Origin of the sequence: Zobellia sp. 1_MG-2023, from assembly GCF_030549125.1 — a bacterium.
Taxonomy (GTDB): Bacteria; Bacteroidota; Bacteroidia; order Flavobacteriales; family Flavobacteriaceae; genus Zobellia; species Zobellia russellii.
The window spans coordinates 23904-42452 of the sequence record NZ_JAUOSY010000010.1 but is presented as its reverse complement, the minus strand read 5'-3'; the positions used below and the strand labels follow the sequence as shown (position 1 = coordinate 42452).

Genomic DNA, 18549 nt, shown 5'->3' with positions numbered 1-18549 from the left:
AAATGAACCTTTTAAATATTGATTATGAGTACTGGAGTTAATAAAGAAGAGATGAAGGCTAGTGAAAGTGCCCCTATGCCTACTAAGCAAAAAGATGATGGGTCAGTAAGAAACCAGACTACCAATGTTCCTAGAACCCGCTTTCCTTGGGTAACTATCATTATGGTAATTGCCTTTTTAATGGTTTTTTGTGTTATTTATTTTGTTCTGGACTCTGCCTCATAAGAAAATTCATTGAGTTAAAAGCTGATAGGGGACGAGTTGCGCAATACCTGTGTACATTGCAGAACTAAAGGAGATATAATAAAATCTTTGTTCACCAGCGGTTCGTGCATATACACTGCATTAAGCAACTGTATAGATTAAATTATCTATAAAAACTTGTGCTTTTAATCCTTGCCTGCACCCTGCTATAGTTGACGCAGTATCCATACAAGATGGCTAAAGAAATTTAAGAATGTATACGGAACAAGGTGTCCGGACATGTATTAAGATTAACTGTGAACTAAATAGTATATTGAGTTACTAAATAAGAATTATTCATTTTCAGCTACCCATTTTTCATATCTGATAAATTGTTCATCAGATAATATATTCTTCATTTGTCTAGAGCGTTCACTTTCAAAACTTCCTAGCATCTCGCCGTTTGGCATATTTCGCTTTTGACTTTCGAAATTTTCTATAGCCGATTTGTAGGAGTTGATTTGTTCTTCGGTCATATCCAAATGTGAAAACAATTGCGAATCTCCGGAGGTAATAATTTGATTGTGTTGCGCATTGGCTTGTAGGTTATTCATGGCTCCTGTAGCTCCGTTAGCTTTGGCGACAGCTCCACCGGATATTTGGGAATCAGAAGAAGTAATGCCAATTGAGGTCTCGGTATTTTGTTTCTGGGCTATCTCGGAGTTGTTATTTGTCGCTTTTTGCTTGGTGCTTGTGCACGCTGTGAAGCAAATTGTGAGTAACGTTGTACCTATTATATTTTTTAACATGGTTTCTATATTTTAATTATACTAAAATTAATCTACAGATGAAGAAAGGATAGATGTTATTAAAAACAATGTTAGCTCAGTTGATTAGTAAACTGTGATTGTTCATATGGAATGGACTGTCTAATGGAATTTAACTTAGTGAAGAGATTTTTAATTACTCCGTTAATTCGCCCAATTCTAAACTAAGTTTTTGGATCTCTTCTGAATATGTCTATTAGATTAAATATCATTATGCAAAATATAACCCATATGAATCCGGCTATGAACCCCCCGGCAATATCTGAAGGAAAATGAACTCCCAGATAAATTCTACTGATTCCAATGCTCAATATGAGTGCAACCAAAAGAATAATCAAAGGGATTTTAAAAAGTCGGCCCATTTTTAATTTAGAGCATAGATATATTAGAAAACCATAAAATGCCATTGCGCTCATGGCATGACCGCTAGGGTAGCTTAAAGTTTCAACCGAAACCAGGTGCTCAATACCCGGACGGGCTCTATCAACAAATCGCTTTAATACCATATTAGAAATCGTAGCTAAAAAAAGAACAATTGTAATCTGTGAAACATATTTCCAATTTTTATAAACTACGGCAGAAAGTAATACGCCCAGACCAAGAATAATCAGATAGCCATATACGTCTCCTACATGGGTAATGAATACAAAGAAATTGGTAAGATTTGGTGAGCGATAAGAAATTATATAATCCGTAATACTAGTGTCATATGCAGTTAGGACTTCGTTTTTTAATTCTTCGGTAAGTTCCACGAACAAATTAATGCCACCAACTACTATAGCTGTAGAAGAAATAACAGCAATGATATAGGGTAAATAGGTACTGTACTTTTTGTAGTGAAGTTCAAGAAACCCTCTTAACTTTTGAATTAATTGGTATAATTTTTCTTTCATCTTAGAGTTTTAGTCAAACTAAACATACGCTTACGACGTTGAGGGCAGTTCATATATTTTCTGATATTTAAAATTAAGATTCTTCTTGAAACTGAATGCTGTCAAGCTCTTTCAGAATAGCTAGCCCGTATTCAATCTTTGCACAATGTTTTTTTAGAATCACCACAATTCTGGAAGGTAATTTCGTGTTGGAAAGAATGCTATTATATTCATCCACAGCTGCTTTTTCAGCTCTTAGAGCTTCTTTCAGTATAGTTTCATCGTCAGTTGCGGCTTGTATAGTTTTAAAATCTATCCAATTATATACTAAACCTTCCACCATATTTTGTAAATCTTTATCCGAAATATCACAGCTGTTCATTTCCTCGGTGAGCTCTATTTTGAAATCTCTTCTTTCATTTTTTCTAACATCAAACCATTGGGTCAGGGACTCAGCAGTTACTTTTTTAGACGCCATAAAAAAAACTCTTTCGGCCTGTATGTTCTTATTGATAAGACCATCAAGAGTTTTTGTAGCAAGTTTTGTCATCATAATTTTACCCTTTCATTCTGTAGCTTTAGGAAGAGATTTTAATTGGACCCGCATCAATTTTTGAGGCGCGTAATTCTTAATATTTAATTTTTTGAACCGATACAGGTACGCTGGAAATAGTGTGCCTATCACCCTCCAATTATCTCCCCGCCATTAATATGTAACACTTGGCCGGTCATATAACTACTATCTTCACATGCCAAGAATACATAAGCTGGCCCAAGCTCAGAAGGTTGTCCTGGACGCCCTAAAGGAACATCTTTGCCAAAGCTCTCTAGTTCTTCTTTATCAAATGTAGCGGGAATAAGCGGAGTCCAAATTGGTCCGGGAGCAACAGCGTTGACCCGGATTCCGTCTGCAGCCAAATTCTTGGAGAGGCTTCTGGTAAATGCAACAATTGCCCCTTTCGTGCTGGAATAGTCTATTAAATGTTCAGATCCTCTGTATGCCGTTATGGATGTTGTGTTTATGATGACATCACCTTTTTTTAAATGTTGTATTGCGGCTTGTGCTATATAAAAATAGGAGTAGATATTGGTTTCAAAGGTCTTATGTAGATTCTTAGTTAGAATATCGTCTATATTTTCGGAAGGAAATTGCATAGCGGCATTATTGACCACGATATTAATTTTTCCAAATTCTTTAATTGTTTTTTCTATAGCTTCTTTGCAGAATTCTTCGTCACGTACATCACCTTTTAATAAAAGACACTTTTTTCCCTCTGCTTCAACCGTGTTTTGCACTTCTTTGGCATCTTGGTCTTCTTCCAGATAAACTATTGCAACGTTAGCACCTTCTCGTGCAAAATGTACTGCAACACTTTTACCAATTCCGCTATCACCTCCCGTAATTATAGCTACCTTTCCTTCTAATTTGTTGCTCCCCTCATAATCCTTGCGTATAGTTTGTGGTGTTATTTCCATAGAATGTTGGTTGCCCGGTTGCTTATACTGCTTTTCTTTGGCAAGGGTCATTTGGTCATCTATTGTAGAGACCACATCATCAATTCTAGATTCATTATTATTATGTGCGTTAGTAGCGTTTTTATGTATATCCATGATTCAATATTTTGGTGAAGATTATTTGGTGTAAACAACCACCAAATGAAGTTTAGCAGCAGATAATCTTTGTGTGATTTTAAAATTTTATGTTTCTAGAATTAAATTTACATTATGGGAAAAAATAGGATGAACCTTATGCAATTTGAAAATATCCCAAATGAATTTTAATCTCGAAAGACCCATCATAAGAGAATTTCTTTAATAAAAATTATAGAAACATTCTTGAGGTTCTTGGAATTCTATGTTATAAATGGGAATGAGGGCTAAGCTTGTAAATCAATAAATAGCTTAATGGGGAAGTGGTTGTTGTATATTACTTTTTAAAGATATAAGTACGCATTTTAAAATCTGCCTCTGAAAGTGCTTTCTTTAAGTGATTGTTGTCCTTGTAAACAGGTGTATCCAAGACTTTGTATTCGGAATGGACTTTAAAGAAATCGGATTTAAAGGGCCAAGGTTCCATGGTTATGGAATTATCTTCTTTTTGCCTTAGAAAGTACCTTTCATTATTTATAGTTTTATTGATTTCTACTTTACGACCAACTTCCGGTATTTTGTCTTGGCTTAGAATTAAGGAACAGCGGTCTGAAAAAAGCAATATATTATATAATTCGTCTTCAGTTTTTTTTGATATTGCATAGAGTTTTCTTTGAGTTGAGCGCTTAGAGTCTATTTCTGAAAGGAACTGCTTCAAAGGCTCGTAATCACCTGCTAGCGATTCATAAAGGAAGGATAGGTGCCGACCAATTAAAAGCGCGATTAACTGAGATTTTTGCATGGAGTTCTCAAACACTCTTTTAGCATGTTCTAAAGCATCTGAAGGGGAATTAGTATCCATTGTAAAATCTTTAGGACTACCATTTTGTGTCAAATAATTATGTTCTTCAAAATTTAAAAGATAGTCATCATGCTCTACAATAGCTGTTAGGGCATCAACCCAAAAACTTTGTGTTAGGCTTGTCTCTAATTGAGATGCTATCTTTCCAGCAAGAAGGCCATGAGCATATTGAGATATAATTTCCCAACCTGTTAACGTGTGTTTTACTATCATAAAATTTCATTTACTTTTCTCAGTAGTCTTAGTAATATTAAAACCTAGCAAAATATTCTAGTATGCAAATAGTGAGACTCCGATTAAAATTATCTAACAAGTAACAGTCAATTTTAGCAATTGATTCTTAAATCTTATGACCCAAAAGAAATAATTTCTGTTTGGAATAGATATTGCAAATCACTTTTAATGGTTTAGCAAAATTGTTTGGGTTGGTTCTATTGAGAGCTTTCAAATTTTGGGAATACTAAATAAATGGCAGCTCTTTCCTTCTGGTTAAGAACATTTGAATTTAGAGTTGAAGGGATGGTCTGTAAAGGCCCAATTCTGGTGTAAGAACAAAAAATTACGGGTCTATTCAAATTGTTTTAAGGACCATGTGTTGTTAGGAATTAATCGGAATTATGTTGATTTGAATCAGTCGCCATTAAATTATTAAAGCTCATTTTTCTGAGTGTCTGGAACCCCAATGATTTGTATATACCTATGGCTCGGGTATTGATTTCCAAAACATGTAAAAACGGAGTTTTCCCTGACTTAAAAATAATATCAGAAGTATATTTAAGTAACTCTTTTGCATATCCGTTTCCGGTGTGTTCAGGATGGGTTACAACAGCACTTATTTCGGTAAAATCATTCATTTGTAGACGTTCACCAGCTGCCGCAACAAGTACATTGTTTTTATAAATCCCAAAATAGCGCCCTAATTCTGCAGTCTTTTTTGTAAAATAACCCGGCTGTACTAAACTAACCAACTCGTAAAGTTCGTTCTTCTGTAGATTACTGGTTAAGGATGTTATTTGGTTTTTTAGTTTCAAATCAATTGGAGCTCTCAAAATCATTTGATCACAGATATATTCTTTTTGCAGCGTATAGAGAGGTGATGGTAATGGTTGACTACCTACCACAAAGAATTGTTTAATATGCTGGCTGTATTCTACAATGCTCTGCGTTGCTTTTTCAATGGCGTTGGCACCGCCAAACGGGCAATAGTCTGGTTTATAAAAAGCAATACCTTCTCCCAAATGGGAAAATTGTGAATGTGTTTCATTTAATGAATACCATACGGGATTCTTCAATTTATCTTCCATTTAATACGCTTCACTTTTACAAAAGTTAAAAATAAAGGAATTGGGGATTGCTCGCACTGTCTAACGGAAAGAAATAGAATTTTAAACACTAAAAAGTTTATCCATTGGAATTTACAGATAACAATCTTAAAGCGTTAAATTCTATTCGTTCAAATTCATTTATCAAATTAACATATACATATAGTTACTTGGAACGGTTTTTTATTAACTTAACTTTTTTTCGGATAAAGGTGGTTATCCTTATCTCGTATAACTATTGAAAAACACAGGGGGACACTCGTTTCTATGGGGAAAAGATTACTATTTTATATATACTTCGTAAGCATATTAAGCTGGCAGGTAACGGCGCAAGATGAAAGAAAGAAATTAGATTTTTATAAGATTAAGGATGGTATTTCTCAGGTTGGTGTGCATACCATTGCTCAAGATAACAACGGGTTTGTTTGGATAGGTACGCATGGATCGGGTGTGTATCGTTATGATGGAATGGACTATGTCTCTTACAGGCCCAAGGATATTAATCATAAGACGTTGAACAGTAGTTTCGTATACTGTACTTATTTAGATCAACGCAATAGATTATGGGCAGGAACTAATATTGGACTTGCGCTCTATGATAGAGATAATGATGAATTTCGTCATATACCATTAATTTCCAAGGAGAACTCAAAATACGGTAATATAGGGGTTATAAGTTTGCAAGGTGATGGTAAGGGTAACCTGTATGTTGGAACCGGGGAACAAGGGGTATATGTCATGGACCTTGAAACATTAAAGCTTGAGGAATTAGCCTTTAACAACCCCAATTCAGATACTTATCTTGCCGTAAATGAGATTAAGTTAACCAGTTCTGGAGTAATTTATGCCGCTACCAGTGGTGGCCTTCTAGAGGTAGACCCAAGAAACAAGAGGGTAGATTTTGCGCTATTTAGAGATGGAAAGGAGGCAAAGACTATTGCCGTGGGCATACAGTCATTGTTTATAGACTCGGATAATACCATTTGGGCGGGCTCTATTTCTAATGGTATTTATAGGGTAAAGTTGTCTGCAGATAGCCAAACACCTGCTGTAGATAATTTTAAGGTTACATCAAATAACATCTTCGCTATTGCAGAATCGCCATACGATGAGATTTTACTTGGAACGGAAAATGACGGACTTTATAGCCTAAACAAAAATGGAGGTGTAATTCATCATTATCTCTTTGATAAAAATGATGAGAAAAGTATTTTATCCAATTCTGTTTGGTCTTTGTATGTAGATGAAGACCAAAGAATATGGATGGGTTTTTATAATAGAGGTATTGTAGTCCATGATAAATTCCACAATAAGTTTAGTGAAATTCAAAGTATCTATAATAAGTCCAACTCATTGCAAATAAGTTCGGTAACCTCAATTATTGGAGACAATAATGGTAAGTTATGGATAGGAATGGATGGAGGTGGTATTGATGTGCTGGATAAAGCAACTAACTATTTCAAACATATCAATACAGGTGTCCGTTCAGAATACACGGGCTTGACCAGTGATTATATTCAGTCTTTGTTTATGGATAGCCAACAGAACATTTGGGTTGGTAGTTGGGATAAAGGTCTTTATTTTCTAAAAAAGGGAACTACAAAATTCGTCAATTACAAATTTCCTGTCATACGAAACAGAAAAGGCTCCGGCGCTATTATGAGCTTCGCAGAAGACGATTTCGGTAAGGTTTGGGTTGGGACCTTTAATCAGGGTTTGTATTCGTTTCAACTTAATGATAAAAATGAAACCAATATAACTCCTTCATCGTTTGAGCTTCATGATTTGGCAGGGGAATATATAAATAAAGTAGAAGTAGATTCTCAAAATACCATTTGGATAGCAACAACTAATGGTCTGTTTAAATTAGATAAAGATACGGATGGTTCTTATAAACTGTTACGTATGAACAATTCTATATCTGCGGATAAGACCGAAAATTTGACCTATTATGACATAGTATCATTGTATGCAGATGGAGACATTCTTTGGGCAGGAACTAGGGGTATGGGGTTATTGCGTTTCAACACTCGGGATAGCTCTACTACTTGGTATAATAACGAAAACGGTTTAAGTATGCCTAACGTTATTGGAATTATTGGCGATTCCAATGGAAATTTATGGTTGGATGGTAATTCGGGCTTAGTATTGTTTGACACTAAAACCAATGAATTTACCAAGTTCACTAAAAACGACGGTTTGGTTTCTAGTGACTATAATAAGAATGCGCTATATAAGGACAATGATGGAAAGTTATATTTTGGGGGAACAGAAGGAATTGATTATTTTAATCCCAATGGCATAAATATATTGGAAACACCTCCTCAGGTCTATCTCAAAAACCTGAAACTATTTAATGAAACTGTGCAGCCTGCGGCCGAAGGATCTCCTTTGGAAAAAGCGCTTTCACAAACGGATAGTATTACGTTAAACAGTAAACAGTCTGTATTCTCCATAGAATTTTCCGGAATAAACTATACACGAGCCGAAGAGAACCAGTATGCGTATTATCTGGATGGCTATGAAACCGATTGGAATTTTGTGGGTAAGGCAAGGAGTGCTACCTATACCAACTTAGATGCGGGCCATTACACATTTATGGTAAAAGCGGCCAATAATGATGGGGTGTGGAGTGAAACTCCAAAGAAGCTATACATAGAAGTGTTGCCTCCTTGGTGGAAGTCCAATTTGGCAATGTTTGTATATGCTCTTATTATTTTATCCTTGCTGGGGCTGTTAAGGCAGTTTGAGAAAAAGCGAATTATAGACAAACAGCAGGTTGAAAACGAACGCCAAAAAAGGGTAAGGGAGGAAGAATTGCACAAAGAGAGAATTCAGTTTTTTACAAATGTAGCCCACGAATTTAGTTCGCCGCTTACCTTAATTCTGAACCCTATTAGAGATATTATAAGTGAGCCGAACACTAATTTTTCTAGCAGGCTTAAAATCAAGCACGCTACTATATATAAGAATACGGAGCGCTTAATTCGTTTGATCAATGAGTTGCTAGACTTTAGTAAACTAGAATCCGACAAAATTAAAATTCATGCCAGCAATCTAAATGTTGTACCGTTTGTAAAAGGAATTGTAGACCATTTTATAGAAGAAGCTTTTTCAAATCATATTGAGCTAAAGGTAAGTTCAAACCAAGATGTTATTAGGCTTTGGGCAGATGAAGGTATGTTGGAGAAGATAATTTTTAATTTGTTGTCTAACGCATTCAAGGTTACACCAGAAGGTGGTTCCGTTCATGTTAATATTGAGCAAAAAGAAAATCATGTAGAGTTTTCCGTGTCGGATACGGGACCTGGTCTAAAGAAAGGGGAACAGGATAAATTGTTTGAAAGGTTTTATCAAGCTGAACCTTTCAAAAAGGGATTCTATAACGGTACGGGTATAGGGCTGGAATTGGTTCATAATTTTGTAAAACTCCATAGTGGTAATGTAGAGGTCAATAGCCAATTGAATATGGGAACAACCTTTAATGTATCACTTCCATTAGGAAATGCGCATTTTAAAGCTTCAGAAATTCTAACCGAAAACAATAGGGTGTTGTCCTCAAAACAAAGTTTAGTTAAATCTAGTTTTGTTCCGGAGGAAAATAGTCAGCCTTCATCAACAAAAACAACAAAAACCTTACTTATCGTTGAGGATGATGCAGAACTACGAAATTATTTGAGAACGGAGTTTAAGAGTCAGTACAAAATTCATATTGCAAAAAACGGAAAAGAAGGTTTACGGTTGGCTCTGGAACTTCTTCCAGATGTTATTATGACGGATGTTGTTATGCCCGAAATGAACGGTTATGATTTCTGTGAAGCCATACGAACGGATATTAAGACCAGTCATATTCCCATAATGATGATTACAGCTAAATCTAAGGTAGATAATAGAATATCAGGTATTGAAAAGGGTGCTGATGTTTACTTGGAGAAACCTTTTGATATGAAATTGGTACAGCAACATCTTAAACAGCTCATTCATAGCAGGGAGGTTATTTACAAGAAATATTTTAAGTCTATGGGAGAGATCCAAGACGATACCAGTATTACATCTTTGGATAAAGCTTTTGTTGAAAAAGCGGTGAATTATATTCATGAGAACATCACTAACCCAAATTTAGGGGTAGAGTCGTTGGCCTCGCATTTAAATTTGAGTAGGAGTCAGTTGTACCGGAAAGTAAAAGGACTGACCAACCAAACGGCTAACGAATTTATTAGGAACCAAAGACTTCAAATAGCTAAAAAACTTCTCGAAAACGGAAACAAGGACCTGACTGATGTTTGCTCCAAAGTTGGTATTTCATCTACAACCTATTTCTCCCAAAGATTCAAGGATTATTTCGGAATAGCTCCTATGGATGTGCAAAATAACAAAGCATAAAACTTCATTGCTTATTTTCCATTTTCTGGGTAAATGCATCTTTCGTAACAATAACCCTTTGGATTTTTTTATTAGCAAAAACTTTGTTCCGTTGCAGTAGTTCTGTGAGTGTGAAACAAAACTAGGACCCTGTTTCTTGACTGTACTTTATAGTGTGTTCTTTTGGGTACTATTAGCTTCTTTAAAAGACTTAAATCAGCTCTGGTTATTTAGTTTTTCCATAATCCTTTCCGTTAAAATCCACATGTTATCGGTTCAAATACTCATGAGATTGACAGGAGTACGCGGTTTTTCTATTCGACAAGAATACAAATGTTGCGCAAAAAATTACAAATGTTGCAAAGTGCATCAAACGAGGAATAATTGCAACAAATAAAAGGCTAGTGGCATCATCCCTGTTTTTGTTTATTTGATTTTTTTTTAACATTTACAACAGGAAATTAACAATTATCTAACATTCAATTGTGAATTTGAAAAGTCGTTAGGATTTATTTATGATTTTCAAGTAGCTCTTTGTTTTACCAGTTTCAATAAGTCTAAGTAAAGCCGGGCTTTTTGATAATAATAAAAAGTTATACCAACCATAATTATACAAAGCTCAATTAAGAAATATCAACCCACATTATAGCGGTATGAAAAAACGGATTCCTTGTACAAAACAGTCTATATTTTGTTTTCATTTATTAAAGAAGATGAGAGTTTTAGTAGTGTTTATTTTGCTTTCTCCTATTATTCTTTCTGCCAATGATTACCCGCAAAGTAAGATTACGGTAACCGGTAATATATCGGAAGCGGATACCGGTTTGCCAATTATTGGTGCCAGTATATTGCAACAAGGAACCACAAATGGGGTAATGACAGATTTTGATGGTAACTATACTATTAATGTACCGGAAGATGCAACATTGATTATCAGTTATATAGGTTATGCAAGACAAACCATTAACGTATCCGGACGAACAGAAATAGACGTTGTCATGCAGTCCGAGGCATCGGAACTGGATGAGGTGGTGGTTGTGGGGTATGGTACCCAGACCAAAGAGAGTGTTGTAGGGTCCATTGCGCAGGTAACCGGGGCAGACCTTATGCAGTCTGGTGGTGTCTCTACGGTAGGGCAGGCATTAACCGGGCGTTTGCCTGGTGTAACTACAGTATCTTCAACAGGTAGACCTGGTGATGAATCTCCCCAAATTTTTATTCGTGGTCAAAGCTCATGGAACGGTGGGGGGCAACCTCTTATTTTAGTAGATGGTATTGAGCGTAGTATGAATGATATAGATGCGGGAGACATTGAAAGTCTTTCCGTTCTTAAAGATGCTTCCGCAACGGCAGTGTTTGGTGTAAAGGGAGCCAATGGGGTAATACTTATTACCACTAAAAGAGGTAAGGAAGGTAAGGCGCAACTATCGCTTACGGCAAGTTCCGCAATAAAGACATTGTCTAGAATTCCAGAAAAATACGATTCATATAACAGTTTAATGGTGGCCAATGAGGCTATTGAAAGAACGGTTCCCGTTCGCGAAGAAGCTTGGAGAAATTATACACCCGTAGATATTATTGAAAAATATCGTAATCCGGCCAATGAATTGGAGAGAAGTATCTATCCAGATGTAGATTGGGTAGATGTAATGCAAAAGGATTTTGCTACAGATTATAGGCTTAATTTTTCTGTTGCCGGAGGAACAAAATCCGTTAAATATTTTGGTGCACTTTCTTACCAGCACGTGGGTGATATTTTTGATGCGGGAAGTTTCAATAACGGACGTGATTATGCGCCCAACTTTAATTATGATAGATTTAATTATAGAAGTAACATAGATTTTGATATTACGCCTACAACTCGTTTATCGGTTAACTTGTCCGGTTACTATGGGCTTCAGAATTCTAACCAGGCAGACCCACAATTGTTGTACAGCAGTATCTATTCATTGGCACCAAACTTATACACCCCTATTTATGAAGACGGTACTTACGGCAGGGCCATTACAGAGAATTTTGAGTTAAGTAATCCTGCCGTAATACTAACCGCAAAAGGTTCAACAAAAAACCATAGGGTACAGGTAAACAGTGATTTTGTCCTAGATCAAAAATTAGATTTCCTCTTAAATGGTTTAAGTTTTACCGGGCGTTTGTCCTATGATAACAATTTTAGAGGAGGTGGCGGAGTCGTGGAAGAGAATCCCACTGGTTTAGATAACGTAGTGTACAAGATTTACGACCAAGACGGATCTGCTCAACTGGTTTCACCGGTAGGCACAAATCAGTTTGATTTTGTACTGAATCCTTGGGAACGCAATGGGCTTACCATACAAGATTGGGAAACAAGCAGACGGTTGTTTTATCAGCTTTCATTAAACTATAATAGAACCTTTGCTGAAAAGCACAATACCACCATATTAATGTTGATGAATAGGGAAGAATACGCCATTGGTAGTATGTTCCCGAGGTACCGTGAGGATTGGGTTGCACGTGCTACATATAATTATGACGGACGCTATTTTCTTGATGTAAACGGAGCTTACAATGGTTCGGAGAAGTACGGGCCCGGTTATAAATTTGAGCTGTTCCCATCAGTTGCTTTGGGGTGGATGGTAAGTAATGAACCCTTCATGGAATCGGCAACGTGGTTGGACAAGTTCAAAATAAGGGGGTCTTACGGAGTTGTTGGAGATGATAGTGCCGGAGAAAGATGGGCTTACCTGTCACAATGGTCTAGTGGAGGTAGTGCATTTTTAAATAATGTAAGTCCCTACGGCACGCGTTCACCATATACCTTTAGAATGGAGGATATAATTGGTAACCCCAACTTGCAATGGGAAACGTCCGAAAAAGCAAATATAGGTTTTGAGCTATCGGTTCTTAAAAACAGCCTTTCTTTAGAAGTCGATGTTTTTAAAGAGGACCGTCATGATATAATTGTGCCGGCAGATTCCCGTAGTGTTCCTAGCTTCTTCGGTTTTCAACCTGCTGATTTTAATATTGGAGAGACAACGGTTGAGGGTATTGAGGTTTCCTTGGACTATAAAAAACAGTTGACCCAAAACTGGGATATCTGGTCCAATTTCGCTTTTACCAAGGCAAGAGACGAGATTATTTTTAAAGAAGACCCACTCTTGAAGCAAAGCTATCAAAAAGAAGAAGGTTTTGCCATTGGTCAACCTAGGGTTAATATTAGGGGAGATATATTACAGTCTTGGGACGACGTGTACGGTGCAACGCCTCAAGAGAACAGTCAAGAAACCAGACGCCCCGGTTACTACGATGAAATAGATTATAACGGAGACGGGGTAGTAAATAGTGATGATGCAGTCCCTTTTGGTTATACCGTAAGACCACAGAATACCTATAATCTTACGTTGGGAACTGGGTACAAGAATCTATCCTTCATGGTTCAGTTTTATGGAGTGAACAATGCTACTAAATATTATCAAGATAGAAGTTTCATACTAGAGACCCCTTTGTTCTTTGAGGAGAAATCTGATTATTGGAGTGTTGATAATCCAGACGGAGAAGAAGTACTTCCCGCTTGGTTGGGTACGGGAGGGGCAACCGATCCGTATAGAAATTGGTACGATGCTTCTTTTGTACGACTTAAAAATATTGAGTTGGCTTATACTTTTAAAACCGAAAACGGAAGTAGTTATAGGGTTTACGTAAGCGGTAACGACTTGGCCTACTGGTCAGATTTACCTGATGACAGACAGGATAACACCGGTAGTACGGCCTCTGAATATAGAGGTGATTACCCTACGTTCAAGAGATATAACATAGGGCTGAACATTAACTTTTAATATAGTAGACAATGCGTAAAATATTCAAACTGGTAATAGGAATATGTTTTCTGGGAATATTCGCCTCTTGTGAAGATTACCTGGATAAATCAATAGAGACAGAACTAACAAAGGAAGAAGTCTTTAAAAATTTTGATAGTGCCCAAGGCTTCGTTGAAGAGATGTATGCCATGATCGTAGATTACAGTACGGCGGCACATTGGCAACATTTTCACTGTTATGCAGAAGATGCGGTTGGTATTGATACATGGCAGTTTGATTATGCCATTGACGAAGGACGATATTGGGAATGGCAAAGAAGCGGTCCGGGAAGTATGTTTGATGGTAACACCAACACCGATGCCGAATTACCTTTTGACCGGGCCAAGCTATGGCCAAGCAGTTGGGCGGGTATTCGTAAATCCAATATTGTTATAGCCGATGCGGACAGCCTAATGACAGGTGCCAATCAAGTAGAGAAAGATGTGGTTTTAGGGCAAGCGTATTTTTTCAGGGCATTTTTTCATCATGAAATCATGAAGTTTTGGGGAAGCATTCCATATATAGACCAAGTTCTGGAGGATGATTGGAAGTTGGAGAGACCGGCGGAATGGTCCGAAACTGCTCTTAAAATAGACGAGGATTTTCAAAGAGCTGTTGATTTATTACCGGTTGATTGGGACGACCCTGATTTTGAGCCTGGATTAAAATCAAGAGGAGAAAATATGTTCAGGCTTACAAAGGGAGCCGCCTTATCCTTAAAAGCAAAGAACTTGCTCTATGCAGCTAGTCCGCTTATGCAAAATAGTAGTAGTACCTATGATTATGACGTAGAATTGGCAAAACGTGCTGCGGATACCTTTGCAGAGGTACTTAAAATGTCCAGATACAGCCTTACACCTTGGGATGAGTATGAAAGTGTTTTCTATTCAACACAAGGTAGATATCCCTATTCTTCGGAGTATATTTTTAGCCAGGCAGGTTCTGTAGGCTGGTTTCAAAGTTTTCTGTCTACGAATTGGCAGTTGGGGGCAATTGGTCAAAATAACCTAGCGTCGTTCCCTACCCACAATTATATTGAGGACAATTTTGGAATGAGCGATGGATTGTCCTGTGAGGATAGCCCTCTCTATGACCCGGCCAATCCTTGGGAGAATAGAGACCCAAGACTTTACAAATGGATTGTTTTAGATGGAGATCAAATGGTGGAGAACCTTGGTGCCGCAACCGGTGAAAACGAAGTGCATCGTTATGCCCAGTTTTTTAGGGAAGGTGCACACCGCTATCCGAATAAAGGAAATGGATCTAGAACGGGATATGTAGCCAAAAAATGGTTTCCGGTGGGATTCAACAATTTTGACAATCAAGGTGTATTTGCATGGCGTCTTCATGTGAGGTTAACAGATGTGTATTTAATGTATGCGGAAGCTGCTTTGGTGGCTTACGGAATCAATGGAAAGCCACAAGGGTTTGAACTATCCGCACTTGATGCCATTAACAGAATTAGAGAGCGCGCAGTTCCGGATGGTAGCTTAAATGTAAAGCCGGAATACCTTGTTAGTGATAATGCTTTTATGGACGAAATACGAAGGGAAAGGGCTGTAGAACTGTCTTATGAATCTCATCGTTGGATGGATGTTAGAAGATGGAAATTGGGCACTCAAGAAAAATATAGGCTTAAAACAGAAATAATTTTTGACCGTAATGCCGAAGGTAAACCCATAAATTTTGTAGAAAGGGTCTTAAGAACCAAAGTTTTTGAGGATAAGCACTATTGGTTGCCTTTCCCTAAAAACGACACAGAAATATATGAAGGTTTTCCGCAAAACCCAGGTTGGTAATTAAAACTATTTCACCACTAGACAATAACCATATTTTATGATACAATTAAATATACTTACAAAACTTCTGCTTGGTGGGTCCTTCTGTATGCTCTGCTGCATGTCGGTAACGGCGCAAACTATAGATTCCACCAGTACGGTTATTTTAGAGAACGCACCTAATGGGCTGGAGTCCTATTTAAACGAAGACATAAACTTGGGTTTCCACACCACGGAGAAAAAAGATATTGTAGGGTCTTCGTCTACCGTAAAACCAGGAGACTTTTTGAAATTTGATACTACACAATGGGTACGCGATGCCCTTGGGGGAAGACTTACCGGTTTGTCGGGAGGTAGTAGTGTGCGTGGGTTAGGAGAGGCCTTGATAGTAGTTGATGGTATTCCGGGGCGTAATATAGACTTGTTAAATATGGAGGAAATAGAGGAAATCACCATATTAAAAGATGCAAATGTATCTGCCCTCTATGGCTCTATGGCCAGAAACGGTGTTATAGTAGTAACTACAAAAAGGGGTTCCACCCAAAAGCAGTTTAATATAAGTGCCAGTACTGGGGTAAGATTACCTATTAGCATGCCCAATTATTTGAACTCGGCAGATTATATGGAATATTTTAATGAGGCTCGCGCCAATGACGGTCTGGGCGAACTATATTCTGCAGAACAAATTCAAAACCACAGAAGCGGTGTCAACCCCTACAGATACCCAAATGTAGATTTTTATGACGATGGAAACTTTAATCCATTAACGCCGTATTCCAATGTTACGGCTGATTTTTCCGGGGGATCGGAAAATACCAAGTTCTATATTAATCTCGGGTTTAAATCGGATGGTAGTTTTCAATCGGTAAACCCTGAAAATGATAAAGGAGCAAAACGGTTCAATGTACGCGGTAATATAGATTTTAAAGTAAATGATTGGATTAAAAGCAGCTTAGATGTTGTGGCTATTATCGATAAAAATAAAACATCGCTTAGTAATATTTACGCATCGGGTGGTTTTATTCGACCTAACTTATATTCCCCATTACTGCCCATAAGTGAGATTGATTTTTCTGCAAATCCTGATTTACGCGGTGTTGTTGACGCGGCTAACCAGTATGATGGTTTTCTTTTAGGGGGGAACCAAGTGTTCAATGGTGGTGCCATTGCAAGTATTTATGCAGGCGGTTACCAAACGAACATGACTCGTATGAGTCAGGTGAACAATGCTATAGATTTTGACCTTAGCGCAATTACAAAAGGGTTGTCCGCAAAAAGTTATGTGAGTTTTGATTTTTACAACATTTACAATTTAAGTGTTCAGAATGAGTATGCGGTGTATCAACCTACTTGGAATGATCAGAACAAAATTATCGATTTGGTCAACGTAAGGGATAATGACCTTAAAGATCAGGTTGAAAGTGTAAACACAAACGTTTTTGCCATCAGGTATGGTTTTTATGGTCTGTTGAACTATGAAAAACAAATTAAGGATGACCATTTTATAGATGCATCATTAATCGGCTTTGCCAACAATACCTATGTAAAAGATGAAAAACAGTCCGCTAAAAACAGTCATGTAGCGCTTAGCCTTAATTACAATTATAAGAAGAAGATATACGCTAATTTCAGTGGGGCCTACGTAAACTCTGTAAAGTTGGCAGAGGGCAATAGAGGTAAATTTGCACCTTCGCTAGGCTTGGCATATGTATTGACTGAGGAGTCTTCCTTAAAAGAATCATCATGGTTAGATTATTTGAAATTAAGATCATCCATTGGTGTGGTATATACAGATTTGGGTATTCAGGACTATTTTCTTTACGACGCTATTTACCAGCAAGATGGTGGGGGTTATAATTGGGGAGATACCAATGGAGCGGGCTATTACAATGCATCTACAAAAATTCTACGTGGTCAGAACTTAGGTTTGGATTTTGAGAAAAGAACGGATTACACATTAGGTTTTGAAGCATTAATGTTCAAAAAGGTTTGGTTAGAGGCCAATGTTTTTCAATCCGTAATGGGAGAAAAAGTTATTAGGGCTTCTACCTTATATCCTGATTATTACAATTCGTTTAGACCGTATAGCAATTTTAACGAGGATCAATATTCAGGTTTTGAAGTAGGTGTTAATTACCATACAAAAACAGAGAACTCAACTTTTGATATTGGGGCCAGGGTACTGTATACGAAGTCAAAAAGAACAAAAGTAGACGAGATTTACGAAGACGAATATCAAAATAGAAAAGGCACTCCCGTAGATGCTATCTGGGGCCTTGAGTCTTTAGGACTATTTGGGGTGGATGATTTTAATGAGGATGGAACGCTAAAAGGTGACTTGCCAACACAATATGGTACAGTTAAACCGGGTGATATTAAATATAAGAACCAAAATGGAGATGATGTTATAAATGATCAAGATATGGTCCAAATTGGATTGTACGGAGCACCTTGGAGTTTTGGGTCTGACTTTACATGGTCTTACAAAGCCTTTACTTTATTCGCTCTCTTTACTGCAGAAGTGGGTAGGGACGGACTCTTGTCCGGAGATTATTACAGACCTCAAGGAGACGCCAAATACTCAGAAGTTGTTGAGGGCAGATGGACGGAAGCTACTGCGGATACAGCTACGTTTCCAAGGCTTTCCTCAATTGGGAACACCAATAATTTTGATAAGCTCTCTACCTATTGGTTGTACAGTAATGACAACTTTAGGATACAACGGGTACAGCTAACGTTTGATTTGCCTGATCAATTGGTAGACAAATTAAAAATGAAGGATATAAACCTGTTTACTTCGGTGTCTAATTTGGCGGAATTTTCAAAAAACAAGGATATCAGGGAATTACAGTTAGGTTTTGATCCAATGTTCCGGTATTTCTCTTTTGGGGCAAGAATGAAGTTTTAATGTGAAAAATAA

Annotated in this window: 11 protein-coding genes; 5 read left to right on the top strand and 6 right to left on the bottom strand. The window is 37.3% G+C overall.

Annotated elements, in window-relative coordinates; genetic code table 11:
* The first annotated feature begins 24 nt into the window (after nt 1-24).
* Nucleotides 25-225 (top strand): hypothetical protein, encoded by a 201-nt coding sequence (locus tag Q4597_RS17040; protein ID WP_215438791.1) that lies wholly within the window; start codon nt 25-27, stop codon nt 223-225.
* A 311-nt stretch (nt 226-536) separates the two neighbouring features.
* Here Q4597_RS17040 and Q4597_RS17035 read toward each other — a convergent pair whose 3' ends face one another.
* The 6 genes from Q4597_RS17035 to Q4597_RS17010 form a co-directional block, all read right to left on the bottom strand.
* On the bottom strand, nt 537-992 hold the full coding sequence (locus Q4597_RS17035; RefSeq protein WP_303407330.1) for a hypothetical protein: 456 nt from the start codon (nt 990-992) through the stop codon (nt 537-539).
* 182 nt (nt 993-1174) lie between these two features.
* Nucleotides 1175-1903 carry a phosphatase PAP2 family protein gene (locus Q4597_RS17030; protein ID WP_215438793.1) on the bottom strand — a complete coding sequence of 243 codons (729 nt, stop codon included), beginning with the start codon at nt 1901-1903 and terminating at the stop codon, nt 1175-1177.
* A 73-nt stretch (nt 1904-1976) separates the two neighbouring features.
* Complete coding sequence (locus Q4597_RS17025; protein WP_215914773.1) at nt 1977-2435, bottom strand: DUF2383 domain-containing protein; 459 nt, start codon at nt 2433-2435, stop codon at nt 1977-1979.
* A 128-nt stretch (nt 2436-2563) separates the two neighbouring features.
* The gene (locus Q4597_RS17020) at nt 2564-3409 is read right to left on the bottom strand and encodes an SDR family oxidoreductase (RefSeq protein WP_215439459.1); all 846 of its coding nucleotides are present in this window, start codon (nt 3407-3409) and stop codon (nt 2564-2566) included.
* 400 nt (nt 3410-3809) lie between these two features.
* Nucleotides 3810-4547, bottom strand: coding sequence for a DUF3891 family protein (locus Q4597_RS17015; RefSeq protein ID WP_303407329.1), 738 nt, complete (start codon nt 4545-4547; stop codon nt 3810-3812).
* A 392-nt stretch (nt 4548-4939) separates the two neighbouring features.
* On the bottom strand, nt 4940-5638 hold the full coding sequence (locus Q4597_RS17010; RefSeq protein ID WP_303407328.1) for a GNAT family N-acetyltransferase: 699 nt from the start codon (nt 5636-5638) through the stop codon (nt 4940-4942).
* Nucleotides 5639-5923: 285 nt separating this feature from the next.
* Here Q4597_RS17010 and Q4597_RS17005 point away from each other — a divergent pair, with 285 nt between their 5' ends.
* The 4 genes from Q4597_RS17005 (at nt 5924) to Q4597_RS16990 (ending at nt 18537) form a co-directional block, all read left to right on the top strand.
* On the top strand, nt 5924-10039 hold the full coding sequence (locus tag Q4597_RS17005) for a two-component regulator propeller domain-containing protein (protein WP_303407327.1): 4116 nt from the start codon (nt 5924-5926) through the stop codon (nt 10037-10039).
* A gap of 692 nt (nt 10040-10731) precedes the next feature.
* The gene (locus tag Q4597_RS17000; RefSeq protein ID WP_303407326.1) at nt 10732-13830 is read left to right on the top strand and encodes a TonB-dependent receptor; all 3099 of its coding nucleotides are present in this window, start codon (nt 10732-10734) and stop codon (nt 13828-13830) included.
* Nucleotides 13831-13841: 11 nt separating this feature from the next.
* On the top strand, nt 13842-15650 hold the full coding sequence (locus Q4597_RS16995) for a RagB/SusD family nutrient uptake outer membrane protein (RefSeq protein WP_303407325.1): 1809 nt from the start codon (nt 13842-13844) through the stop codon (nt 15648-15650).
* 37 nt (nt 15651-15687) lie between these two features.
* Complete coding sequence (locus tag Q4597_RS16990) at nt 15688-18537, top strand: SusC/RagA family TonB-linked outer membrane protein (protein WP_303407324.1); 2850 nt, start codon at nt 15688-15690, stop codon at nt 18535-18537.
* Nucleotides 18538-18549 lie beyond the last annotated feature (12 nt).